Annotated in this window: 17 protein-coding genes; 3 read left to right on the top strand and 14 right to left on the bottom strand. The window is 65.2% G+C overall.

The features are described from left to right. Nucleotides 1–7: 7 nt before the first annotated feature. From BTO02_RS09210 to BTO02_RS09190, 5 genes are all read right to left on the bottom strand, one after another. Nucleotides 8–670, bottom strand: a complete 663-nt coding sequence (locus tag BTO02_RS09210) for a site-2 protease family protein (RefSeq protein WP_075156783.1) — start codon at nt 668–670, stop codon at nt 8–10. A gap of 174 nt (nt 671–844) precedes the next feature. Then, nucleotides 845–1,480: an L-threonylcarbamoyladenylate synthase gene (locus tag BTO02_RS09205; RefSeq protein ID WP_075156782.1), complete on the bottom strand. Its 636-nt coding sequence runs from the start codon at nt 1,478–1,480 to the stop codon at nt 845–847. A 73-nt stretch (nt 1,481–1,553) separates the two neighbouring features. Next, nucleotides 1,554–2,384, bottom strand: coding sequence for a 3',5'-nucleoside bisphosphate phosphatase (locus BTO02_RS09200; RefSeq protein ID WP_075158727.1), 831 nt, complete (start codon nt 2,382–2,384; stop codon nt 1,554–1,556). Between the two features lie 194 nt (nt 2,385–2,578). After that, complete coding sequence (locus BTO02_RS09195; RefSeq protein WP_075156781.1) at nt 2,579–3,475, bottom strand: alpha/beta fold hydrolase; 897 nt, start codon at nt 3,473–3,475, stop codon at nt 2,579–2,581. Between the two features lie 84 nt (nt 3,476–3,559). Next, nucleotides 3,560–4,480, bottom strand: coding sequence for a ferritin-like domain-containing protein (locus tag BTO02_RS09190; protein ID WP_075156780.1), 921 nt, complete (start codon nt 4,478–4,480; stop codon nt 3,560–3,562). 373 nt (nt 4,481–4,853) lie between these two features. On the opposite strand from BTO02_RS09190, the gene BTO02_RS09185 reads away from it, so the two are divergent. From BTO02_RS09185 to BTO02_RS09175, 3 genes are all read left to right on the top strand, one after another. Next, nucleotides 4,854–5,378 carry a gamma carbonic anhydrase family protein gene (locus BTO02_RS09185; protein WP_075156779.1) on the top strand — a complete coding sequence of 175 codons (525 nt, stop codon included), beginning with the start codon at nt 4,854–4,856 and terminating at the stop codon, nt 5,376–5,378. Nucleotides 5,379–5,435: 57 nt separating this feature from the next. Beyond that, nucleotides 5,436–6,398: an Hsp33 family molecular chaperone HslO gene (gene hslO / locus BTO02_RS09180; RefSeq protein ID WP_075156778.1), complete on the top strand. Its 963-nt coding sequence runs from the start codon at nt 5,436–5,438 to the stop codon at nt 6,396–6,398. A gap of 79 nt (nt 6,399–6,477) precedes the next feature. Beyond that, nucleotides 6,478–6,843: a hypothetical protein gene (locus BTO02_RS09175; RefSeq protein WP_232243524.1), complete on the top strand. Its 366-nt coding sequence runs from the start codon at nt 6,478–6,480 to the stop codon at nt 6,841–6,843. 55 nt (nt 6,844–6,898) lie between these two features. Here the strand turns inward: BTO02_RS09175 and ftsB are convergent, their stop codons facing one another. The 9 genes from ftsB to BTO02_RS09130 form a co-directional block, all read right to left on the bottom strand. Beyond that, a complete protein-coding gene (gene ftsB / locus BTO02_RS09170; protein WP_075156777.1) occupies nt 6,899–7,339 on the bottom strand; it encodes a cell division protein FtsB in 441 nt (146 codons plus the stop codon). A gap of 107 nt (nt 7,340–7,446) precedes the next feature. Then, on the bottom strand, nt 7,447–8,730 hold the full coding sequence (eno, locus tag BTO02_RS09165) for a phosphopyruvate hydratase (protein WP_075156776.1): 1,284 nt from the start codon (nt 8,728–8,730) through the stop codon (nt 7,447–7,449). Between the two features lie 165 nt (nt 8,731–8,895). Next, nucleotides 8,896–9,750 carry a 3-deoxy-8-phosphooctulonate synthase gene (kdsA, locus tag BTO02_RS09160; RefSeq protein WP_075156775.1) on the bottom strand — a complete coding sequence of 285 codons (855 nt, stop codon included), beginning with the start codon at nt 9,748–9,750 and terminating at the stop codon, nt 8,896–8,898. Beyond that, nucleotides 9,747–11,435, bottom strand: a complete 1,689-nt coding sequence (locus tag BTO02_RS09155; RefSeq protein WP_075156774.1) for a CTP synthase — start codon at nt 11,433–11,435, stop codon at nt 9,747–9,749. Before BTO02_RS09155 ends, kdsA begins: the two co-directional genes overlap by 4 nt. 162 nt (nt 11,436–11,597) lie before the next feature. Continuing rightward, complete coding sequence (locus BTO02_RS09150; protein ID WP_075156773.1) at nt 11,598–12,416, bottom strand: alpha/beta fold hydrolase; 819 nt, start codon at nt 12,414–12,416, stop codon at nt 11,598–11,600. Nucleotides 12,417–12,594: 178 nt separating this feature from the next. Further along, nucleotides 12,595–15,507 (bottom strand): ComEC/Rec2 family competence protein, encoded by a 2,913-nt coding sequence (locus BTO02_RS09145; RefSeq protein ID WP_075156772.1) that lies wholly within the window; start codon nt 15,505–15,507, stop codon nt 12,595–12,597. Nucleotides 15,508–15,614: 107 nt separating this feature from the next. Continuing rightward, the gene (locus BTO02_RS09140; RefSeq protein ID WP_075156771.1) at nt 15,615–16,403 is read right to left on the bottom strand and encodes a TatD family hydrolase; all 789 of its coding nucleotides are present in this window, start codon (nt 16,401–16,403) and stop codon (nt 15,615–15,617) included. 44 nt (nt 16,404–16,447) lie between these two features. Continuing rightward, nucleotides 16,448–17,197: a lipoprotein-releasing ABC transporter ATP-binding protein LolD gene (gene lolD / locus BTO02_RS09135; RefSeq protein WP_075156770.1), complete on the bottom strand. Its 750-nt coding sequence runs from the start codon at nt 17,195–17,197 to the stop codon at nt 16,448–16,450. Further along, nucleotides 17,190–18,443: a lipoprotein-releasing ABC transporter permease subunit gene (locus tag BTO02_RS09130; protein ID WP_075156769.1), complete on the bottom strand. Its 1,254-nt coding sequence runs from the start codon at nt 18,441–18,443 to the stop codon at nt 17,190–17,192. Before BTO02_RS09130 ends, lolD begins: the two co-directional genes overlap by 8 nt. Nucleotides 18,444–18,969: the final 526 nt, after the last annotated feature.

Below are 18,969 nucleotides of genomic sequence, written 5' to 3'. Positions count from 1 at the left end.
GGTCTGATCAAAGAAGCGAGACGAGAGGGGTCAGGATGGCGGTCACGGCATCGTAGCCGAGACCGACGAGCGGCCGCAGCCAGAATTTCGTCAGCGTGCCGGTCAGCACGAGCGCCATCACGATGAAAAAGCCGTACGGCTCGATGCGCGACAGCATGATCGACGGTCGCGGCGGCAACAGCGCGGCCAGCACGCGGCCGCCGTCGAGCGGCGGTAGCGGAAACAGGTTCAACACGCCGAGCACGAGATTGATGCCGACGCCGGCCGATGCCATCCGCGTGAAAAATGGTTCTTCGATATTCATCGCGGCGAGCGCGACGCCGAATACGCCCCACACGAGCGCCTGGATGAAATTGCACAGCGGTCCGGCAAGCGCGACCCACAGCGAGCCCCAGCGCGGATTGCGCAGATTGCCGAATGCGACCGGCACCGGCTTCGCGTAGCCGAACATGAACGCGCCGCTCGTCGCGAAATACAGCAGCAGCGGGATCGCGATCGTGCCGAGCGGATCGATATGACGCATCGGGTTGAAGGAAACGCGGCCAAGCACATAGGCGGTGTTGTCGCCGAGCATGCGGGCGACGTAACCGTGGGCGGCCTCATGCAGCGTGATCGCGAACACGACCGGCAGCGCATAGACGACGATTGTTTGTATCAGGGAAGATTCCATAGCGCGGCTATTGTAACAACGCGGCCTGCCGCGTCTGTCCGGTTTGCGTGATCACGTTCGAAATAACGCCGTGGTCGTTGCCGTTGGTCGTGTTCGTGTTCGTGCCGTCGGTCCCCGTTGCCGTTGGTCCCCGCTTGTCGTCGCCGCTGTCGTCGCGCAAAGGTCGGCCGTTCGCTAGGCCGGCTGTTCGAGGCCGAACGGCGCGAGACTGCCGCGGCCGGCCCGCACGAGCACCGGCTCGTCGCCCGTCAGGTCGATCACCGTCGACGGTTCGCACGCACACGCGCCGCCGTCTATCACGAGATCGACCTGTTTTTCGAGGCGCGCGCGGATCTCTTCCGGATCGTTGAGCGGCCGCGTCTCGCCCGGCATGATCAGCGTCGTGCCGAGCAGCGGCTGGCCGAGCTCCTCGAGTAACGCGAGCGTGATTGCGTGATCGGGCACGCGCAGCCCGATCGTCTTGCGGGACGGATGCGACAGGCGCCGCGGCACTTCTTTGGTCGCCTCGAGCACGAACACATACGGACCCGGCGTCACGGATTTGATGAGCCGGTACTGGCGGTTGTCGACCATCGCGAAGCTCGCGAGCTCGGACAGGTCGCGCACGAGCAAGGCGAGCAGCGCCTTGTCGTCGAGCCCGCGGATGCGCCGCAGACGCTCGGCCGCCTGCTTGTCGTCGAGCCGGCAGGCGAGCGCGTAGCTCGAATCGGTCGGCAGCGCGACCAGACCGCCGCCGCAGACGATCTGCGCGGCCTGCTTGATGAGGCGCGGTTGCGGATTGTCAGGATGGATCCGGAAGTATTGGGACATGATGACGGCGGTTCGGTGAGCGGAAGTACCGATGGATCACGCATGGTGCGTGCGTGCCCATGCGGCGCGCGCGTCACAACCAGCGTTCCCAGACCGGCTTCAGGTCGGACGGCAGCGGCGGCAGGCTGCCGAGCTCGACGCGGCCCTCGCCGGCCGCGTGGAAATCCGAGCCGCGCGACGCCTCGAAACCGAAGCGGCGCGCGACGTCCGCATATTCGCGGTACTGGTCCGGCGTATGGCTGCCCGTGATCACTTCGATCGCCTTGCCGCCGAGATCGATGAATTCGCCGAAGAGCGCATCGAATTCGAGCGGCGTGTAGTCGTAACGGCCCGGATGCGCGATGATCGCCTCGCCGCCCGCAAGCTGAATCCACTTCACCGCGTCCGCGAGCTTCGACCAGCGATGCGCGACGTAACCGGGCTTGCCGTCCGCGAGGTAGCGATCGAACGCGTCCTGCGTCGACTTGCAATGCCCGTTTTCGACGAGACAGCGCGCGAAATGCGTACGCGAAATCATGTCCGCATTCGACGCGAGCTTCAGTGCGGCTTCGTACGTGCCCGGAATGCCAAGTGCGTCCAGTTGCTCGCTCATCGCCTCGGCGCGCGCCTGACGGCCGTTGCGCGTGCGCTCGAGACCCTCGACGAGCGCCTCGCATGCCGGATCGATATTGAGGCCGACGATATGCACGGTACGCGCCGCCCACGTCACGGAAATCTCGACGCCGCACAGATAATCCATACCCAGTGCCTGCGCCGTGTTGCGCGCTTCGACCTGACCGCCGATCTCGTCGTGGTCGGTGAGCGCCCAGAGGGTCACACCATGCTCATGCGCGCGGCGCGCCACGTCGACAGGCGCGAATGCGCCATCGGAGATGGTGGAATGGCAATGCAGATCGGCGTTCACAACGGCGCTCATGACTCTCGTGAAATCACTATCTCAAAAGCTTGTCCGACCATTTTACTGCAATGCACTAAGCAGACGCAGAGGATTTGTGAACGTCGCGTCGTGCCCCACCGAACGCGCGGCGAAGGACTATCGAGCTCACGCCGAAGCGCGCTGCGCGCACGCGTCGAACATCGATTTTTATGCGCAAAAAGTCATGCGCAGAATGCATCGATCAGCGCCGCGATCCGCTCGGGTTGATCGTGATGGACCATGTGGCCGGCATTGTCGACGATGGCTTCCCGCCAGTCCGGAAATGCGCGAAAACGGGCCTTGAATGCGTCGAGCGGAATCTCGCCGGCGATGCTCGCGAGCGTCGGCGAGGCAAACGCTTCGACATGCAGCACTTTCGCGCTGACCTGCTCCCACACGGCCATCACCTCGTCGATGCGGTACAGCTGCGGGCTGCGGATCTTGTGCGCGGGATCGGCAAGCAGCATGTAACCGCCCTCGCCGTCCGGCTTCGACCAGTGCTGCGCGAGAAAGCGCGCGCGAGCAGGCTCGAGGCGCGGATTGTTCGCGACGAGGCGCGCCGCCACGTCGTCGAGCGACGCATAGCGGCGCAGCCGCGGCGGCTCGCGCAGTTCGTCGAGCCAACCGCGCAGACGCCGCGGCGCCTGCTCGGCGCGCGCGGGCGCGAGACCGAAGCCCTCGAGATCGACGACGCGCCGCACGCGTTCGGGCCGCACGCCCGCATACAGACACACCACGTTCGCGCCCATGCTGTGGCCGACGAGGTTCACCGCACCGGCCGGCGCATAGTGGTCGAGCAAGGCGTCGAGGTCCGCAAGGTATTCGTGAAACCAGTAGTGGCCGCCGCCGTTCGCCGCGACGGGCCAGTCCGACAGGCCGAAACCGCGCGCATCGGGCGCGATGACCTGCCATTTGTCGCCCACACTGTCGACCAGCGCTTCGACGACGAACTGGAACGATGCGGCAACGTCCATCCAGCCGTGCAGCATGAAGAGCGCCGGTGCGTCCGCGCGGCCCCAGCGGCGCACGTGCAAACGCACGCCGCGAACGGAAACGAAGTCTGAACGGGATTCGGTCATCGTCGACCCTGGCAGAAAAAGAATGATCGTTCGATTATATTGAGATGGGCGACCTGCGTCTGCTTATCGTGATCGAGGGACGGTTCAGTTTCCGGCCGGGGGTTCCGTCGATTCCGCCGATTCCGCCGATTCTGCCGATCCCGCCGGTTGCATCGCCGGCGGCACATCGAGCCCTGCCAGCGCAGCCAGTTCGGCCTCGTCGAAACCCGCGGCGCGGCGCGCGTCGAAATTGAACGGGCCGCGCAGCTTCGGCGCGCGATATTCGTCGGCAAGCCGCAGATACGTCCGATGCGCATCGAGCTGCGCAAGCTCGCACAGATACCGGAACCAGCGGTTGCCGATCAGCACGTGGCCGATCTCGTCGCGCAGGATTACATCGAGAATCGCCGCCGACGCGTGATCGCCCGCTTGCTGCAGCCGTGCGCGAATCGGCGGCGACGCGTCGAGGCCGCGCGCTTCGAGCGTACGCGGCACGAGCGCCATTCGCGCGAGCACGTCGCCGCGCGTGCGATCGCACATCTCCCATAGCCCATCGTGCGCGGGATAGTCGCCGTACGCGTGGCCCAATTCCGCCAGACGCGCGCTCAACAGCGAAAAGTGGTGCGCTTCTTCCGATGCGACTTGCAGCCAGTCGACGTAGAACGCGGCCGGCATGCCCGCAAAACGCCAGACTGCGTCGAGCGCGAGGTTGATCGCGTTGAATTCGATATGTGCGAGCGCGTGCAGCAGCACCGCGCGCCCCTCTTCCGACTGCATGCTGCGCCGCCCGAGCCTGCGCGGCTCGACGAGTTCGGGGCGCGCCGGCCGGCCGGGCAGACCCGTCGGCTCCTCGAACCGGCGCTGCATGTCGCAGTGCGCGGTGCCGTCGGCCACGCGCCCAGGCAGTGCCCGCGCGGCCCGTGCCTTCGCGGCCGGATCGGTTTCACGCAGGATGTCGAGTGCTTCAGACCGCGCGCAGCGGATGCGGATGGTCGAGTCGGTGGTAACGGGAACGGCAGCACGCATTGCGATAGAGGGGCAAATGCACGGATCGAACAGCACGGATCGAACGCACAGGACTAAGCACACACGACTAAGCGCACGGCACCAAGCGCACAGCAACAAACGCACGGGACGAGGCTCGCCGGATCAATCGCACGGAGCCAGGCTCACGGATCGGGCACAGCGAGCGACCCGGCACGCGCGGATCGGCCAAACGGCGCCCATTGGAAAAGCGCCAGATGGTACCCGATGCCGACCGCCAACCGTCGCGCGGACAATGTGCACAAACGTTTACAATACCCGCTTCAACCCTCCGGCATGATATCGCCGCGGTCAATCGCCGCGCGCGACGTTTCCGGAAGCGGCCGACGCCCACCCAGATCACCCGGGAGCCACAGTGGCAATCTACAAGCTTGGCGATGCAGCCCCCACCGTTCATGAAAGCGTGTTCGTCGCGGACACCGCGACGCTGATCGGCAAAGTCACCGTCGAAGAGAATGCGAGCATCTGGTTCGGCGCATCGCTGCGCGCGGACAACGAGCCGATCGTCGTCGGTACCGGCAGCAACGTTCAGGAGAACGCGGTACTGCATACGGACCCGGGCTACCCGCTGACGATCGAAGCGAACGTGACGGTCGGCCATCAGGCGATGCTGCACGGCTGCACGATCCGCGAAGGCGCATTGATCGGCATTCAGGCCATTGTCTTGAATGGAGCGGTGATCGGCCGCAACTGTCTGGTCGGCGCGGGCGCGGTGGTGACCGAGGGCAAGCAGTTTCCGGACAACTCGCTGATTCTCGGCGCGCCGGCGAAAGTCGTGCGCGAACTGACCGAGGCCGATATCGCCAATATGCGGCGCGCCGCAGAGAGCTACATCACGCGCCGCGAATTCTACAAGGAGCAGCTCGTGCGGATCGGGTGAATCCGCCGGTCCGCGGACCGGCAGTTGCCCGCTGCACGGCATTATCGAGGGAACGTTGTGAGTGACCAGTTGCAAAAATTCATGTTCAGCACGGCGCCCGTTCGCGGCGAAATCGTCTCGCTGCGTAATACGTGGCAGGAAGTGCTGACGCGCCGCGATTACCCGGCACCGGTGCGCACGATACTCGGCGAAATGATGGCCGCGTGCGCGCTGCTGTCGGCCAATCTGAAGTTCGACGGCACGCTGATCATGCAGATCTACGGCGACGGTCCGGTGAAGATGCTCGTCGTGCAGTGCAATTCGAACCTGTCGCTGCGCGCGACGGCGAAATTTTCCGCGCAATTCTCGGGCGACGCGGCGCGGCACATCAGCGACGAGTCGTCGCTGCCCGAACTGATCAACGCAAGCGGCCACGGCCGCTGCGTGATCACGCTCGATCCGCACAACAAACAACCGGGCCAGCAACCGTATCAAGGCATCGTGCCGCTGTCGGGCGACGACGGCCCGTTCGAGACGATCGCGCAGGTGCTCGAGCATTACATGCATCATTCGGAACAGCTCGATACGCGGCTGTGGCTGGCCGCAAACAGCGACCGTGCGGTCGGCATGCTGCTGCAGAAGCTGCCCGGCGACGGCGGCATCGTCCCGCACCCGGGCGAGCTCGACGCCGATACGTGGGAACGCGTCTGCACGCTCGGCGGCACGCTCAAGCACGACGAACTGCTCAGCGAAGAGCCGGCCACGCTGTTCCGGCGCCTCTTCTGGCAGGAGAACGTGCACCATTTCGAGCCGGCGAATACGCGCTTCGAATGCACGTGCTCACGCGAAAAGGTCGGTGGAATGCTGAAGATGCTAGGCCGCGAGGAAGTCGAAAGCGTGATCGAGGAACGCGGTCACGTCGAGATTCACTGCGAGTTCTGCAATCAGCGCTATGAGTTCGACCCGGTCGACGTCGCGCAACTGTTCGTTGCAAGCGGCCTGTCCGAGGGCGTCGCGCCGGCGGCCGATCAGCGGCATTGACAGACAGGCGTCCGCGCGCTTTTACTTAGGTATCCGACCCGCACCGATGGAGGCCGACATGAACATGCGGATGCGAGGCATGCGGATGCGAAGCGCCGCGACACTGCTTGCCGCCGGTAGCGCGACGATGATGCTGGCCGGATGCATGATGGACCCGCCCGGGCCGTCGCCGATCTATAGCCGCCTGCCGGCCGACCAGCTCGAAGCGACGGCCGCCGCGCATCCGCTCACGCCGGAACAGCGCGCGCGCTATGACGCGATCGACAAACAGGTGCTAGCGGAACAGGACCAGGCGATGGCGGCCGATGCCGCGGCGCAAGCGTGGTCGCGATACTACGCGCCGCCGCCGGTCACCGTTTTCGGCAGCTACTCGAGCGGCGGCTGGGGACATGGCTGGGGCGGTGGAATCGGCTACGGCTACCCGGGCTGGGGATGGGGGTGGTGATCGATCGCACAGAAGACGGCGAACGGGCAGCGAACAGGCGGAAAGAACCCGGCAACTAGCCTGCCTTCTTCTTCGCGTCTTCGTTGGCGCGCTTCTTCGCGCCGTGTTTCCTGTCGGGCTTGGCCCGCGACTCCGGATTCGGCACGACGCGTAGCGGCGCGGCCGACATCTGTCCGCGCGTCGACGTCGCGGCCGCGGGCGAATTCGATGCGGGCAGCGGCGCGTTCGGCGACACGAACTGCACGAACACCTCGCTGTCCTTGACCATGCCCATCTCGTAACGGGCGCGCTCCTCGACTGCGGCGGTGCCGTTCTGCAAGTCCTGCACTTCGCCTTCGATGCGCTCGTTGCGAACCTTTTCGTCGGCGTTTTTCTTCAACTGCTGGTCCAGCTCCTCGCGCAGTTCGTGAACACGGAGCCAGCCCCCGTGCCCCCACCACAGCGGAAACTGAATCAGCACCAGCAGGACAACCAGAGCGACAGTGACAAGGCGCATGAAGGTTTGATCTTGAATACGCGCCGCCCTGCGCTGAACGCAGGGCGGCGGGGTCAATCACTCAGCTGCGAGTTAACATCGAATCAGCGCTAAGCACAATAGGCGAATCAACGCAGGTTGTAGAACGCCGATTTGCCCGGGTAGCTCGCGATATCGCCGAGGTCTTCCTCGATACGCAGCAGCTGGTTGTACTTCGAGATGCGGTCGCTGCGCGACAGCGAGCCGGTCTTGATCTGTCCGGCGTTCAAACCGACCGCGATATCGGCGATCGTCGAATCTTCGGTTTCGCCCGAACGGTGCGAGATTACCGCCGTATAGCCGGCGCGCTTGGCCATCTCGATCGCCGCAAAGGTTTCGGTCAGCGTGCCGATCTGGTTGATCTTGATCAGAATCGAATTCGCGATGCCCTTCTCGATGCCTTCCTTCAGGATGCGCGTGTTCGTCACGAACAGGTCGTCGCCGACGAGCTGGATTTTCTTGCCGAGCTTGTCGGTCAGGAGCTTCCAGCCTTCCCAGTCGCTTTCGTGCATGCCGTCTTCGATCGACACGATCGGGAATTTGTCGGCGAGCGTCGCCAGGTAGTCGGTGAATTCCGCCGACGACAGTTGCAGGCCTTCGCCCGCCAGCTGGTATTTACCGTCGTGGTAGAACTCGCTCGCCGCGCAGTCGAGCGCGAGCAGCACGTCTTCGCCGGCGCGGTAGCCGGCCTTTTCGATGGCCTGCAGGATCGTCGACAGGCACTCGTCGTTGCTGCCGAAGTTCGGTGCGAAGCCGCCTTCGTCGCCGACGGCCGTGCTCATGCCGCGATCGGACAGGATTTTCTTCAGCGCGTGGAACACCTCGGCGCCGCAACGCAGCGCTTCGCGGAACGTCGGCTGGCTGACCGGCACGATCATGAATTCCTGGATGTCGAGGCTGTTGTTCGCGTGCGCGCCGCCGTTGACGATGTTCATCATCGGCACCGGCAGTTGCATGGCGCCCGAACCGCCGAAGTAGCGATAGAGTGGCAGGCCGGCTTCTTCGGCTGCTGCCTTCGCGACCGCCATCGAAACCGCCAGCAACGCGTTGGCGCCCAGACGCGACTTGTTGTCGGTGCCGTCGAGTTCGAGCAGCGTCTTGTCGAGGAACGCCTGCTCCGACGCGTCGAGGCCCATGATCGCCTCGGAGATCTCGGTATTGATGTGCTCGACCGCCTTCAGCACGCCCTTGCCGCTGTAGCGGCCCGTTTCGCCGTCGCGCAGTTCGATCGCTTCGCGCGAACCGGTCGATGCGCCCGACGGCACCGCCGCACGGCCCATCGTGCCCGACTCCAGCAGCACGTCGCACTCGACGGTGGGGTTGCCTCGCGAATCGAGAATCTCGCGACCGATGATATCTACGATAGCACTCATGGTTTCCTCAGGAAGTTACGGTGGATTCGTTACGGCGAACCGCGCGGCGCACATACCGTCTTGCGACTTTTTCGGCGCCGTACGGTTCGACGGCCATCGGGGGGTGCGCGACCGGCATGCGCCGCATCGGGACTGACCGGATACGGAGACGCCCGGCGCGCGGCATCAGTTGAAATCGTGTTCGAGGAACGGCGTGCGCTTCACGGCCTGGTCGAGCGTGATCAACGTCTCGAGCAGATCGGCCATGCGGTGAAGCGGCACCGCGTTGGGTCCATCGGACTTCGCTTGGGCGGGATTCGGATGCGTTTCCATAAAGAGCCCCGCGACGCCCGTCGCGACGGCCGCACGCGCGAGCACCGGCACGAATTCGCGCTGGCCGCCCGAGCTCGTGCCCTGACCGCCCGGCAATTGCACCGAGTGCGTCGCATCGAACACGACCGGCGCGCCGGTCTCGCGCATGATCGCGAGCGAGCGCATGTCAGATACGAGGTTGTTATAGCCAAACGACACGCCGCGCTCGCACGCCATGAAGCGGTCTTCCGAAAGCCCCGCTTCGCGAGCCGCGTCGCGCGCCTTGTCGATGACGTTCTTCATGTCGTGCGGCGCGAGGAACTGCCCCTTCTTGATGTTGACGGGCTTGCCCGAACGCGCGCAGGCATGGATGAAATCGGTTTGCCGGCACAGAAACGCCGGCGTTTGCAACACGTCGACTGCGGCCGCGACCTGTTCGATTTCTTCGATGCCGTGCACATCCGTCAGCACCGGCACGCCGAGCTGGCGCTTCACTTCGGACAGGATACGCAGGCCTTCGTCCATACCGAGACCGCGAAACGACTTGCCGCTGCTGCGATTCGCCTTGTCGTACGAAGACTTGTAGATGAACGGAACCTTGAGCTTCGCGCAGATTTCCTTGAGCTTGCCCGCGGTGTCGATTGTCATCTGTTCGGATTCGACAACGCAGGTGCCCGCAATCAGAAAGAACGGTTGATTGAGCCCGATCTCGAAGTCGGCGAGCTTCATACCTTTTCCTCTTTCTTCTCTTCCGCGCCGGCTTGCTGGTGATGCGCCTCGCTGTGCTGCCGCGCCGCTTCGACGAACGCCTTGAAAAGCGGATGCCCGTCGCGCGGCGTGGACGTGAATTCCGGGTGGAACTGCACGCCGACGAACCACGGATGCATATCGCGCGGCAACTCCATCATTTCCGGCAGATCTTCGCTCGGCGTACGCGCGCTGATAATGAGGCCGCCCGCTTCGAGTTGCGGCACGAAGCGGTTGTTGACTTCGTAGCGGTGACGGTGCCGCTCGTTCACGTCCTTGCCATAAATTTCGGCGGCCATCGTGCCGGGCTTGATCGGGCAGCGCTGCGAACCGAGACGCATCGTGCCGCCGAGATCCGATTCCTCGTTGCGCTTCTCGACCTTGCCTTCGCGGTCGTACCACTCGGTGATCAGCGCGACGACACGGTTCGGCGTCGACGCATCGAACTCGGTGCTGTTCGCGTCCTTGAGGCCGACGACGTCGCGCGCGAATTCGATCACTGCGAGTTGCATGCCGAGGCAGATGCCGAGATACGGCACTTTCGCCTCGCGCGCGTAACGGATCGCGGCGATCTTGCCTTCGGTGCCGCGCCGGCCGAAGCCGCCCGGCACGAGCACGGCGTCGAGATGCTTGAGGCTGTCGACGCCGTTCGCTTCGATCTCTTCGGAATCGATGTATTCGATATTGACCTTCGCCGACGTGTGAATCGACGCGTGACGCAATGCTTCGATCAGCGACTTGTACGACTCGGTCAACTCGACGTACTTGCCGACCATGCCGATCGTCACTTCGTGTTTCGGGTGCTCGAGCTTGTCGACGAGCTGCGCCCACATCGACAGATCGGCCGGCTGCGCGGTGAGCTTCAGTTCTTCGCAGATGATGCCGTCGAGGCCCTGGTCGTTGAGCATCTGCGGGATCTTGTAGATGCTGTCGACGTCCCACACCGAAATCACGGCGTCTTCGGGCACATTCGAGAACATCGAAATTTTCGCGCGCTCGTCGTCGGGGATGCGGCGGTCCGCGCGGCACAGCAGCACGTTCGGATAGATACCGATTTCGCGCAGCTTCTGCACGCTGTGCTGCGTGGGCTTGGTTTTCAGTTCGCCCGCGGTGGCGATGAACGGCACGAGCGTGAGGTGCACGAAGCACGCGCTGTTGCGGCCGAGGCGCAGGCTCATCTGACGCGCGGCCTCGAGGAACGGCAGCGATTCGATGTCGCCGACCGTGCCGCCGATTTCGACGATCGCGACATCGGGCTCACCGCAGGTTGCCGATGCGGCGCCGCGTTCGATGAATGCCTGGATTTCGTTCGTGATGTGCGGGATGACCTGCACGGTCTTGCCGAGATAATCGCCGCGGCGTTCCTTGCGGATCACCGATTCGTAGATCTGGCCGGTGGTGAAGTTATTGGCCTTGCGCATCTTCGTGCTGATGAAGCGCTCGTAGTGGCCGAGATCGAGATCCGTCTCCGCCCCGTCCTCCGTCACGAACACTTCGCCGTGCTGAAACGGGCTCATCGTGCCTGGGTCGACGTTGATGTAGGGATCGAGTTTGAGGAGGGTGACTTTGAGACCGCGCGATTCGAGGATCGCGGCGAGGGAAGCGGCGGCAATACCCTTGCCGAGGGAAGACACTACGCCGCCGGTGACGAAAACATATTTGGTCATCGCTGGATGCTCGCGGGAAAAACGGATTATACCTGAAAGCAGGGTCCCGACCCAGCAATAAAACCTCGATTCGGGGCGCGGCGAGCGGCGCGAGCGAGTGCTTTAGTGCTCACTTCGAGCCCATGCAAAAACCATCCCGGCAACGCTTTCTGCGTCGCCAGATCACGCGCTCGCGTTCCATTCCCCCGCTTCGAGTTCATGCAGCATCCGCTCTACCGCGCGCGCCGTTTCGATCGGCTTCTCCATCGGAAACAGATGACTGCCGTCGATCCATTCGAGATGACCGCGTGTTGCCCGCCGCGTCGCCGCAAGCCCGACCTGGCGAATCTCCTTCGAATGCGTACCGGCGATCAGGCCGACCGGCACCGGCGCGCCGTGCGCAAGGCGCGAGCCGAGCGTGTGCGGCAGCGTCCGGTAAATCAGGTACTCGGTGCGGCGGTCGAACGCGAGCGTGCGCGTGCCGTCGGCCGCCGTCTGCGGGATGCCGAAGTCGACGTAGTCGGACAGCACGCGCTCGTCCCAGCGCGCGAAGGCTGCCTTCGCATGGAAGTGCCGCCACGCCTCGTCGCGGCCCGCCCAATGCGTGCGGCGCGTGCGCGTCGCGGCCGCGGGCGACAGGCGCTCGTCGAGTCCCGTCCACTGCGATACGCGCAGCATGCCGCTGCGCCAGCCGGCGATGACCGGCGAATCGAGCATCACGACGCCGCGCACCCACTGCGGCTTTTTCAGTGCGGCCATCAGCGACAGATACCCGCCCAGCGAATGCCCAACGAGCCAGACCGGCTGTTCGTACGTGCGCGCCACGTCGTCGAGCAGCTGTTCGACGAGATGCGGCCAGTCGCGCGTGACCGGATAGCGCGGATCGTGGCCGATGCGTTCGATATAACGCAGTTCGTATGCGTCGCCGAGTTCGGCGAACAGCGTGCGGTAGATCGGTGCGGGAAAACCGTTCGCGTGCGAAAAGTGGATGACCTGTTTCAAGCGGTGCTGTCTCCGTTTTTCGCGATGAGGCGTGCTTCGCTTGCGGGCGGACGATGTGCCGGTGAACACGCCGGATCCAAGGAGTCGGGGTCGCGATCGGGCACGCTCTGACGCGCGGTGTTGTGCGGTGTTGTGCGGTGTCGTGCCATGTCGCGCCGTATCGTCTCGCGGCTCCGATTCAGTCCATCCAGTATCGGCGGTGCGTCTTCCGATACCGTTCGAGTGTCAGTACGAGTCGATCTTTGCCGAGCGCATCGGCGCTCGCTTCGATGCGCACCGCCCCATCTTCGTCGCTGCGCGGCAACTCGATATGCCGTGCCACATATCGGGCAAAGACGCCCGGGTGCGGGTGATGGAACCGGTTGCGGTAGCCTACCTGAAATATCGCGATAAGCGGATCGATCGCGTCGAGGAAAGGCTCGGTCGACGACGTCTTGCTGCCGTGGTGAGGCGCCAGCAGAACTTGCGCACGTAGCGCATCGCGATCGCGGGCGAGCAAGGTGCGTTCGACGGCCGCTTCGATGTCGGCCGTGAGCAACGCGGTGGCGCGCGGGCGCGCGTCGGCATGAGCGTCGATGCCAGCGCCGAGGTTGGCGTGAGCGCGCGCGGCGTCATCGACAGCACGCTCTGCCGCATCGTAATCTGTGCTTGCGCTCGCACTCACGCGCAACACGCAGCAATGCGCATTCGGTTTGCCGCGCAGCGGACCCGCGTCCGGCCATAGCATCGCGAACTCCACGCCGTCCCATTGCCACCGCTGCCCTGCCGCGCACGGCACGGTGCCCGCACCCGCGGCACGAGCGCTGTGCCAAAGCATGTGGTCGGGCGGCAGCGCGGCCAGCAACTGGCGCACCGCGACGCCGTCGAGCACGGCCGCCGCTCCGCCCGAATGATCGGAGTCGGCGTGGCTGATCACGAGGGTATCGAGCGTCTGTACGCCAGCAGCCTGCAAATACGGCACGACGACGCGTTCGCCCGCATGCGTCGACTCGGGCCCCGGCCCCGCGTCGAACAGCAAGGCGTGATGGGCGGTCTCGACGACGATCGCCGAGCCCTGACCGATATCGAGTGCGGTCAAGCGGAACGTGCCGTGCGGCGGCGCCGAAGGCGGCGGCATCAGCAACGGCAGCCATGCGATCGGCGCGGCCCAGCGCATCGGCCAGCCGCGCGGCGCAAGACACCAGATGACACCGGCCGCCGCCGCCGCGAGCGCCCACGCATCCGGCTGCGGCAGCCGCCAGAGCGCCCACGCGTGCCCCGATACGAGATGCAGGCCCGCGGTCAACACGCCGAGTAGCCGGTGCGCGACGCTGAACGCGAATGCGTCGAGCGGTGCCGGCAACGCGACCCCCGCCAGCACGAGCGGCGTAACCAGCACGCTGACCCACGGAATCGCAAAGGCGTTTGCAAGCGGGCCGATCAGCGGAATTTGCGCGAACCAGTATGCGGTGAGCGGAGCGAGCGCGACCGTGACTGCGAACTGCACGTATGCGCCGCTTCGCATGCGCTCGACGAAAGCATGCGTTAGCGTGCGTGCCCTCAAACGCAATGCGGTCGCGAGGCTGAGCAAGCGCGTGCGGAACGCTCTGCGGGTGAGCCGTTCATGCGCATCGCCAAGGCGTCGATCCTCGTGCGGTGCGCCCGCGTTGAGCCCGTCTTCGTCGTCAAGGCTCCCGTACCTGGGCCGTCCATTGTCGTCGGCGCGCACTGCGGCGCGACCCGACATCGCAAACAGGATCGCCGCCACCGCGCAGAACGATAGCCAGAAGCCGGCCGCGAGCACAGCCCACGGGTCGATCAGCAGGACGAGCCCGAGCGCCCACGCGAGCACGACCGATGGCGCGACCGCACGGCCGCTGACGAATGCAAGCGCGACGACCGCGAGCATCCAGAGCGCGCGCTGCGCCGGCACATTGAACCCGGCAAGCGCCGCGTGAAACGCGGCAAACAACGCGCCGCACGGCGCCGCGACCTTCTGCGCGGGCAGCACGAGCGGCCAGTCGATGCCGATACGCGCGCCGACAAACCCCGAGCGCCGCCAGATCGCACCCGCGAGCCACGCGGCAAGCCCCGCGACGAAGCCGATGTGCAACCCCGATATCGCGACGAGGTGACTCGTGCCGGTCGCACGCATCAGTTGCCAGTCCGCGGCGCTGACCGCATCCTGCGCGCCGATCGCGAGCGCGACGACGATACCCCGATGCGGCGCATCCGCAAGCACGCCGTCGATCCGCGCGCGCAGCGCGGCGCGCCAGCGGTCCACGGTCATGCCGATACCGCGCGCGTCGCCCGGCAGGCGCTGCGCGGAGGCAGGATGCGTCACATAGCCGGTTGCGCGGATGTTGCGGGCGAACAGTGTCGCTTCCGCATCGCGCACGCCGAAGTTCGCGTTGCCATGCGCACGCTTGAGGCGCACGAACAGACGCCAGCGCGCGCCAGGCCCGAGGCCTTGCGGCAATGGCGCGTCCTGCGCGATCCACGACAACTGCAACCTGCGCGGAAAGTGTGGAACCGGCGTATCGGTCGCCTCGACGTTGAAGATGAAACGCAAGCCCGTGTCGCCGATGTTGCCGGCGCGGCGGCCGGCGCCATCGGCAGCGCCCTTGCCAGCGCTGTTAGCCGCTTCGTCGCCGGCCTTGCCGCCGTCCTTGCGGCCGTCCTTGCCGCCGTCCTTATCGCGCGCACCGGCGTCTTCGCGCGCGTCCTCGACGTTGCGGCCGTTCTTGCCGCCGGCATTGCGTGCGCGACTACCCGCGCTGTCGGCCAGCAACGTCGGCAGCCCTTCGATATATCCGCGCACTTCGACGTCGCGGCCTTCCCATTCGACGGGCAGCGCATACGCGAGCCGCGCGTGCGCGCGCCACGCCGCGTACCCGAAGCCAACGCAAAACGCCGCGAGCCATATCGCGCACCATGCCGCGCGCCGACACGTCATGCACGCACTGCCGCGGCGACGCAGCCCCCAGATCGCGACGCCAAGCGCACCGCATGCCGCTAGCGCCAGCAGCGCCGCGCCGAATCTTTCCGGCAACGCTGCCTGCTGCTGCAACCACACGACACCCAATGCAAATCCGCACCACACCGCCCGCATGCCCCCTCCGCCACCATCGAATGGCGCGCGCGGGGCAAGCGAAAACAAGCCGCGTCAGCACACGCGGCCGCCGGCGTCCGGCGCCCGCCGCGCATCACCGCCAGCGATTATGCAGAGGAAAGTGCGAGCCGCGGCAACGCGGCATGCGCGTTGGCCGTTGTGCATAGTGCAAGCTCGTGTGCGTCGATGTTGCGCTGTTGCGCGAGGCTCGCGCCGATCGCCGGAATCTGATCGGGCGTATTGCGCTGCCGATAAAGCCACGCGGGAGGAATATCGGGCGCATCGGTCTCGACGACGATCGCGTCGAGCGGCAATTGCGCGGCCAGACGCCGGATCTGCAGCGCCCGCTCGAACGTCAGATTGCCGCCGAAGCCAAGATGCATGCCGTGATCGATAAAGGCCTGCGCCTGCTGGAAGCTGCCGTTGAACGCATGCGCGATGCCGCGATGCACCTGCTGCCGGCGCAGCCCTTTCAGCACCTGGTCCTGCGATTTGCGTACATGGCAGATCACCGGCAAGTCGAATTCATGCGCGAGCTTCAGTTGCTCGTTGTAGAAGAATTGCTGACGCGCATCGTCAAGGCCCGGCACGAAATAGTCGAGGCCGATCTCGCCGATGCCGACAAAGCGCGGATCGTCGAGGCTCGCCTCGATCTCCATCCGCAATGCATCGAGATCGGCTTCCTGCGCCTGCGGGGTAAAAAGCGGATGAATGCCGAGCGCGTATGCGCCGCCGACGATGCGATGAGCGAGCTCGCGTACGCGTGCGCACCACGCGCGCGATACGCCCGGAATCACGATGCGCGCGACCCCGGCGTCGCGCGCGGCGGATGCGACCGCATCGCGGTCGGCGTCGAACTCGGATGCGTCGAGATGGCAGTGCGTGTCGATCCACATGCGGAAAGCCTCGCGAGCGTTGGCGTTGGCGTTGGCGTTGGCGCTCAGAGCGGAACCGGCGGCTCCTCGTACAGCACGCCTTCGCGCAAACGCAGTACCCGGTCGCAACGCGCGGCCAGATCCTGGTCGTGCGTGACGATCACGAAGCTTGTCTCGAACGTGCCCGACAGTTCGAGCATCAGATTGAACACCGTGTCTGCCGTGCCGCTGTCGAGGTTCCCGGTCGGCTCGTCGGCGAGCACGCAGGCGGGCTTCGTGACGAGCGCGCGCGCGATCGCGACGCGTTGCCGCTCGCCGCCCGACAGCTCGCCGGGCCGGTGCCTCGCGCGATGCGCGAGGTTGACGCGCTCGAGCATCGCGAGCGCTTCGCGACGCGCGTCTTCAGTGGTCATGCGGCGAATGCGCAGCGGCATCGCGACGTTGTCGAGCGCGCTGAATTCCGGCAGCAGATGATGGAACTGGTAGACGAAGCCAAGCGCGCGGTTGCGCAGATCGTTGCGCTCGCGCTCGGACAGCTTCGTGAACGGCTTGCCGAGCAGCGACACTTCGCCGGCGCTCGGATCGTCGAGGCCGCCTAGCACGTGCAGCAGCGTGCTCTTGCCGGAACCGGACGCGCCGACGATCGCGAGCTTCTCGCCGCGCCGCACCGAGAGCCGCGTATTGCTGAGCACGGGCACATTGAGGCCGCCTTGCACGAACGCCTTCGAGATGCTGTTCGCTTCGAGTACGTAAGGATAACGATCGGTGGTATTGCCGGAGTTGAGCATGGCTTGTGGGTTCGGACGATCATTCATAGCGCAGCGCCTCCGCCGGGCGCACCTTCGCACCGCGCCAGCTCGGATAGAGCGTCGCAAGCGACGACAGCACGAAGGCAATCACGCCGATCCTGATCACGTCGCCGGCCACGAGTTCGGACGGCAGCTCGCTGATGAAGTACACCGACGGCGGCAGAAACTGGATGCCGAACAGGTGCTCGATCATCGGCACGAGCCACGGAATGCTCCACGCGATCAGACAGCCGAGCGCGACGCCGATCGCCGTGCCGACGAACCCGATCGTCACACCCTGCACGACGAAGATTTTCATGATCGAGCCCGGCTGCGCGCCGAGCGTGCGCAGGATGGCGATGTCGGCCTGCTTGTTGGTCACCGTCATGACGAGCGATGACACGAGATTGAACGCCGCAACCGCGATAATCAGCGTGAGGATGATGAACATCATGCGCTTTTCGATCTGCACGGCGGAGAACCATGTCTTGTTCTGCTGCGTCCAGTCACGAATGTACAGGTCGCCCGAGAGCGTGCGCGCGAGTTCATGCGCGACCTGCGGCGCGCGTTGCATATCCTTGAGCCTCAAGCGCACGCCCGTTGGCGCGGGTAGTCGGAACAGCGCTTCGGCATCGCGAATGTTGATGAGCGCAAGCGTGCTGTCGAATTCGTAATGCCCGGACTCGAACACGCCGACCACGGTGAACTGCTTCAAGCGCGGCAGCATGCCGGCCGGCGTGATCGTGCCTTCGGGCGCAACGAGCGTGATCTTGTCGCCGGCCGTCACGCCGAGGCTCGCCGCGAGGTCCGCGCCAAGCACGATGCCGAAGTCGCCGGGGATCAGGTCCGCGAGGCGGCCCGCGCGCATCTCCTTGCCGATGTCGGACACCTCCGGTTCGAGCGACGGATCGACGCCGCGCAATGCGACGCCGCTGACGGCATCCTGGCGCGTGAGCAGCGCCTGCGCTTCGACATATGGCGCGGCGCCAATCACTTCCTTGTTCTGGCGCGCTTCTTTCGCGGTCAGTTGCCAGTCGGGCATCGACCCGGCCGGCGAGAAGATTTCGACGTGGGCGAGCACGGACAGCATGCGGTCGCGCACCTCTTTCTGAAAGCCGTTCATCACGGACAGCACGACGATCAGCGCCGCGACGCCGAGCGCAATGCCCGACATCGACACGAGCGCGATGAACGATATAAAGCCGTTGCCGGTCGTGCGTTTGCCGGCGCGGGTGTAACGCCAGCCGATCTGCCATTCGTACGGAAGTTTCAAGCGAGTCCTTGTCTGCGGGTTATGCAACTGCGGGGTTCGGCTGCGCGCCAATGCCGTGGGCGAGGAACTATTCGATTCCGGCTGCTTCCTTCCGGCTGCGTCCGGTTATCGCGATTCACGGAAACCGAAGATTCCTTACGGTGTGCAGGCCACGCCCTACTGCGTAGTGGTTTGGCGCGAATTATGACGGATGGTTCAGCGTCGCGGTGGATCGCGCACGCCACGCCGACCAATCTTCAGCCTTGCGCCCTCGAATCGACGACAAAGCGACGGCGAAGTTTGCCATACATTGCCGCCGAATCGGCCGAAGAGACGCTTGGCGAGCTATTTCGAGATGAGGAGCCGGTAAGACGCGCGAGGTGTGCCGTACGGCGCTCCGCGTCGGGATTTTCGCTCGACTGCAGGTGGCATGCGCAGCGCCTCTCAAGTGGGCGCCCGTTGCGCTTCCTTCAACCGAGGAAGCCGTTTCGCCCTCCCTCCGAAGCAGCGCTCTGCGCAGCAGCGGGATGCCAAAGCGTCGATCGGT

The sequence above is a fragment of the Paraburkholderia sp. SOS3 genome (assembly GCF_001922345.1).
In the GTDB taxonomy this organism is placed as follows: Bacteria; Pseudomonadota; Gammaproteobacteria; order Burkholderiales; family Burkholderiaceae; genus Paraburkholderia.
This window is presented reverse-complemented; position numbering and strand designations above follow the sequence as displayed.

Excerpts from the sequence above, each read along its gene's own strand:
- BTO02_RS09210 (WP_075156783.1), bottom strand. The coding sequence starts at position 670 with ATGGAATCTTCCCTGATACAAACAATCGTCGTCTATGCGCTGCCGGTC.
- BTO02_RS09205 (WP_075156782.1), bottom strand. The coding sequence starts at position 1,480 with ATGTCCCAATACTTCCGGATCCATCCTGACAATCCGCAACCGCGCCTC.
- BTO02_RS09195 (WP_075156781.1), bottom strand. The coding sequence starts at position 3,475 with ATGACCGAATCCCGTTCAGACTTCGTTTCCGTTCGCGGCGTGCGTTTG.
- BTO02_RS09190 (WP_075156780.1), bottom strand. The coding sequence starts at position 4,480 with ATGCGTGCTGCCGTTCCCGTTACCACCGACTCGACCATCCGCATCCGC.
- BTO02_RS09175 (WP_232243524.1), top strand. The coding sequence starts at position 6,478 with ATGCGGATGCGAAGCGCCGCGACACTGCTTGCCGCCGGTAGCGCGACG.
- ftsB (WP_075156777.1), bottom strand. The coding sequence starts at position 7,339 with ATGCGCCTTGTCACTGTCGCTCTGGTTGTCCTGCTGGTGCTGATTCAG.
- eno (WP_075156776.1), bottom strand. The coding sequence starts at position 8,730 with ATGAGTGCTATCGTAGATATCATCGGTCGCGAGATTCTCGATTCGCGA.
- kdsA (WP_075156775.1), bottom strand. The coding sequence starts at position 9,750 with ATGAAGCTCGCCGACTTCGAGATCGGGCTCAATCAACCGTTCTTTCTG.
- BTO02_RS09155 (WP_075156774.1), bottom strand. The coding sequence starts at position 11,435 with ATGACCAAATATGTTTTCGTCACCGGCGGCGTAGTGTCTTCCCTCGGC.
- BTO02_RS09145 (WP_075156772.1), bottom strand. The coding sequence starts at position 15,507 with ATGCGGGCGGTGTGGTGCGGATTTGCATTGGGTGTCGTGTGGTTGCAG.
- BTO02_RS09140 (WP_075156771.1), bottom strand. The coding sequence starts at position 16,403 with ATGTGGATCGACACGCACTGCCATCTCGACGCATCCGAGTTCGACGCC.
- lolD (WP_075156770.1), bottom strand. The coding sequence starts at position 17,197 with ATGAATGATCGTCCGAACCCACAAGCCATGCTCAACTCCGGCAATACC.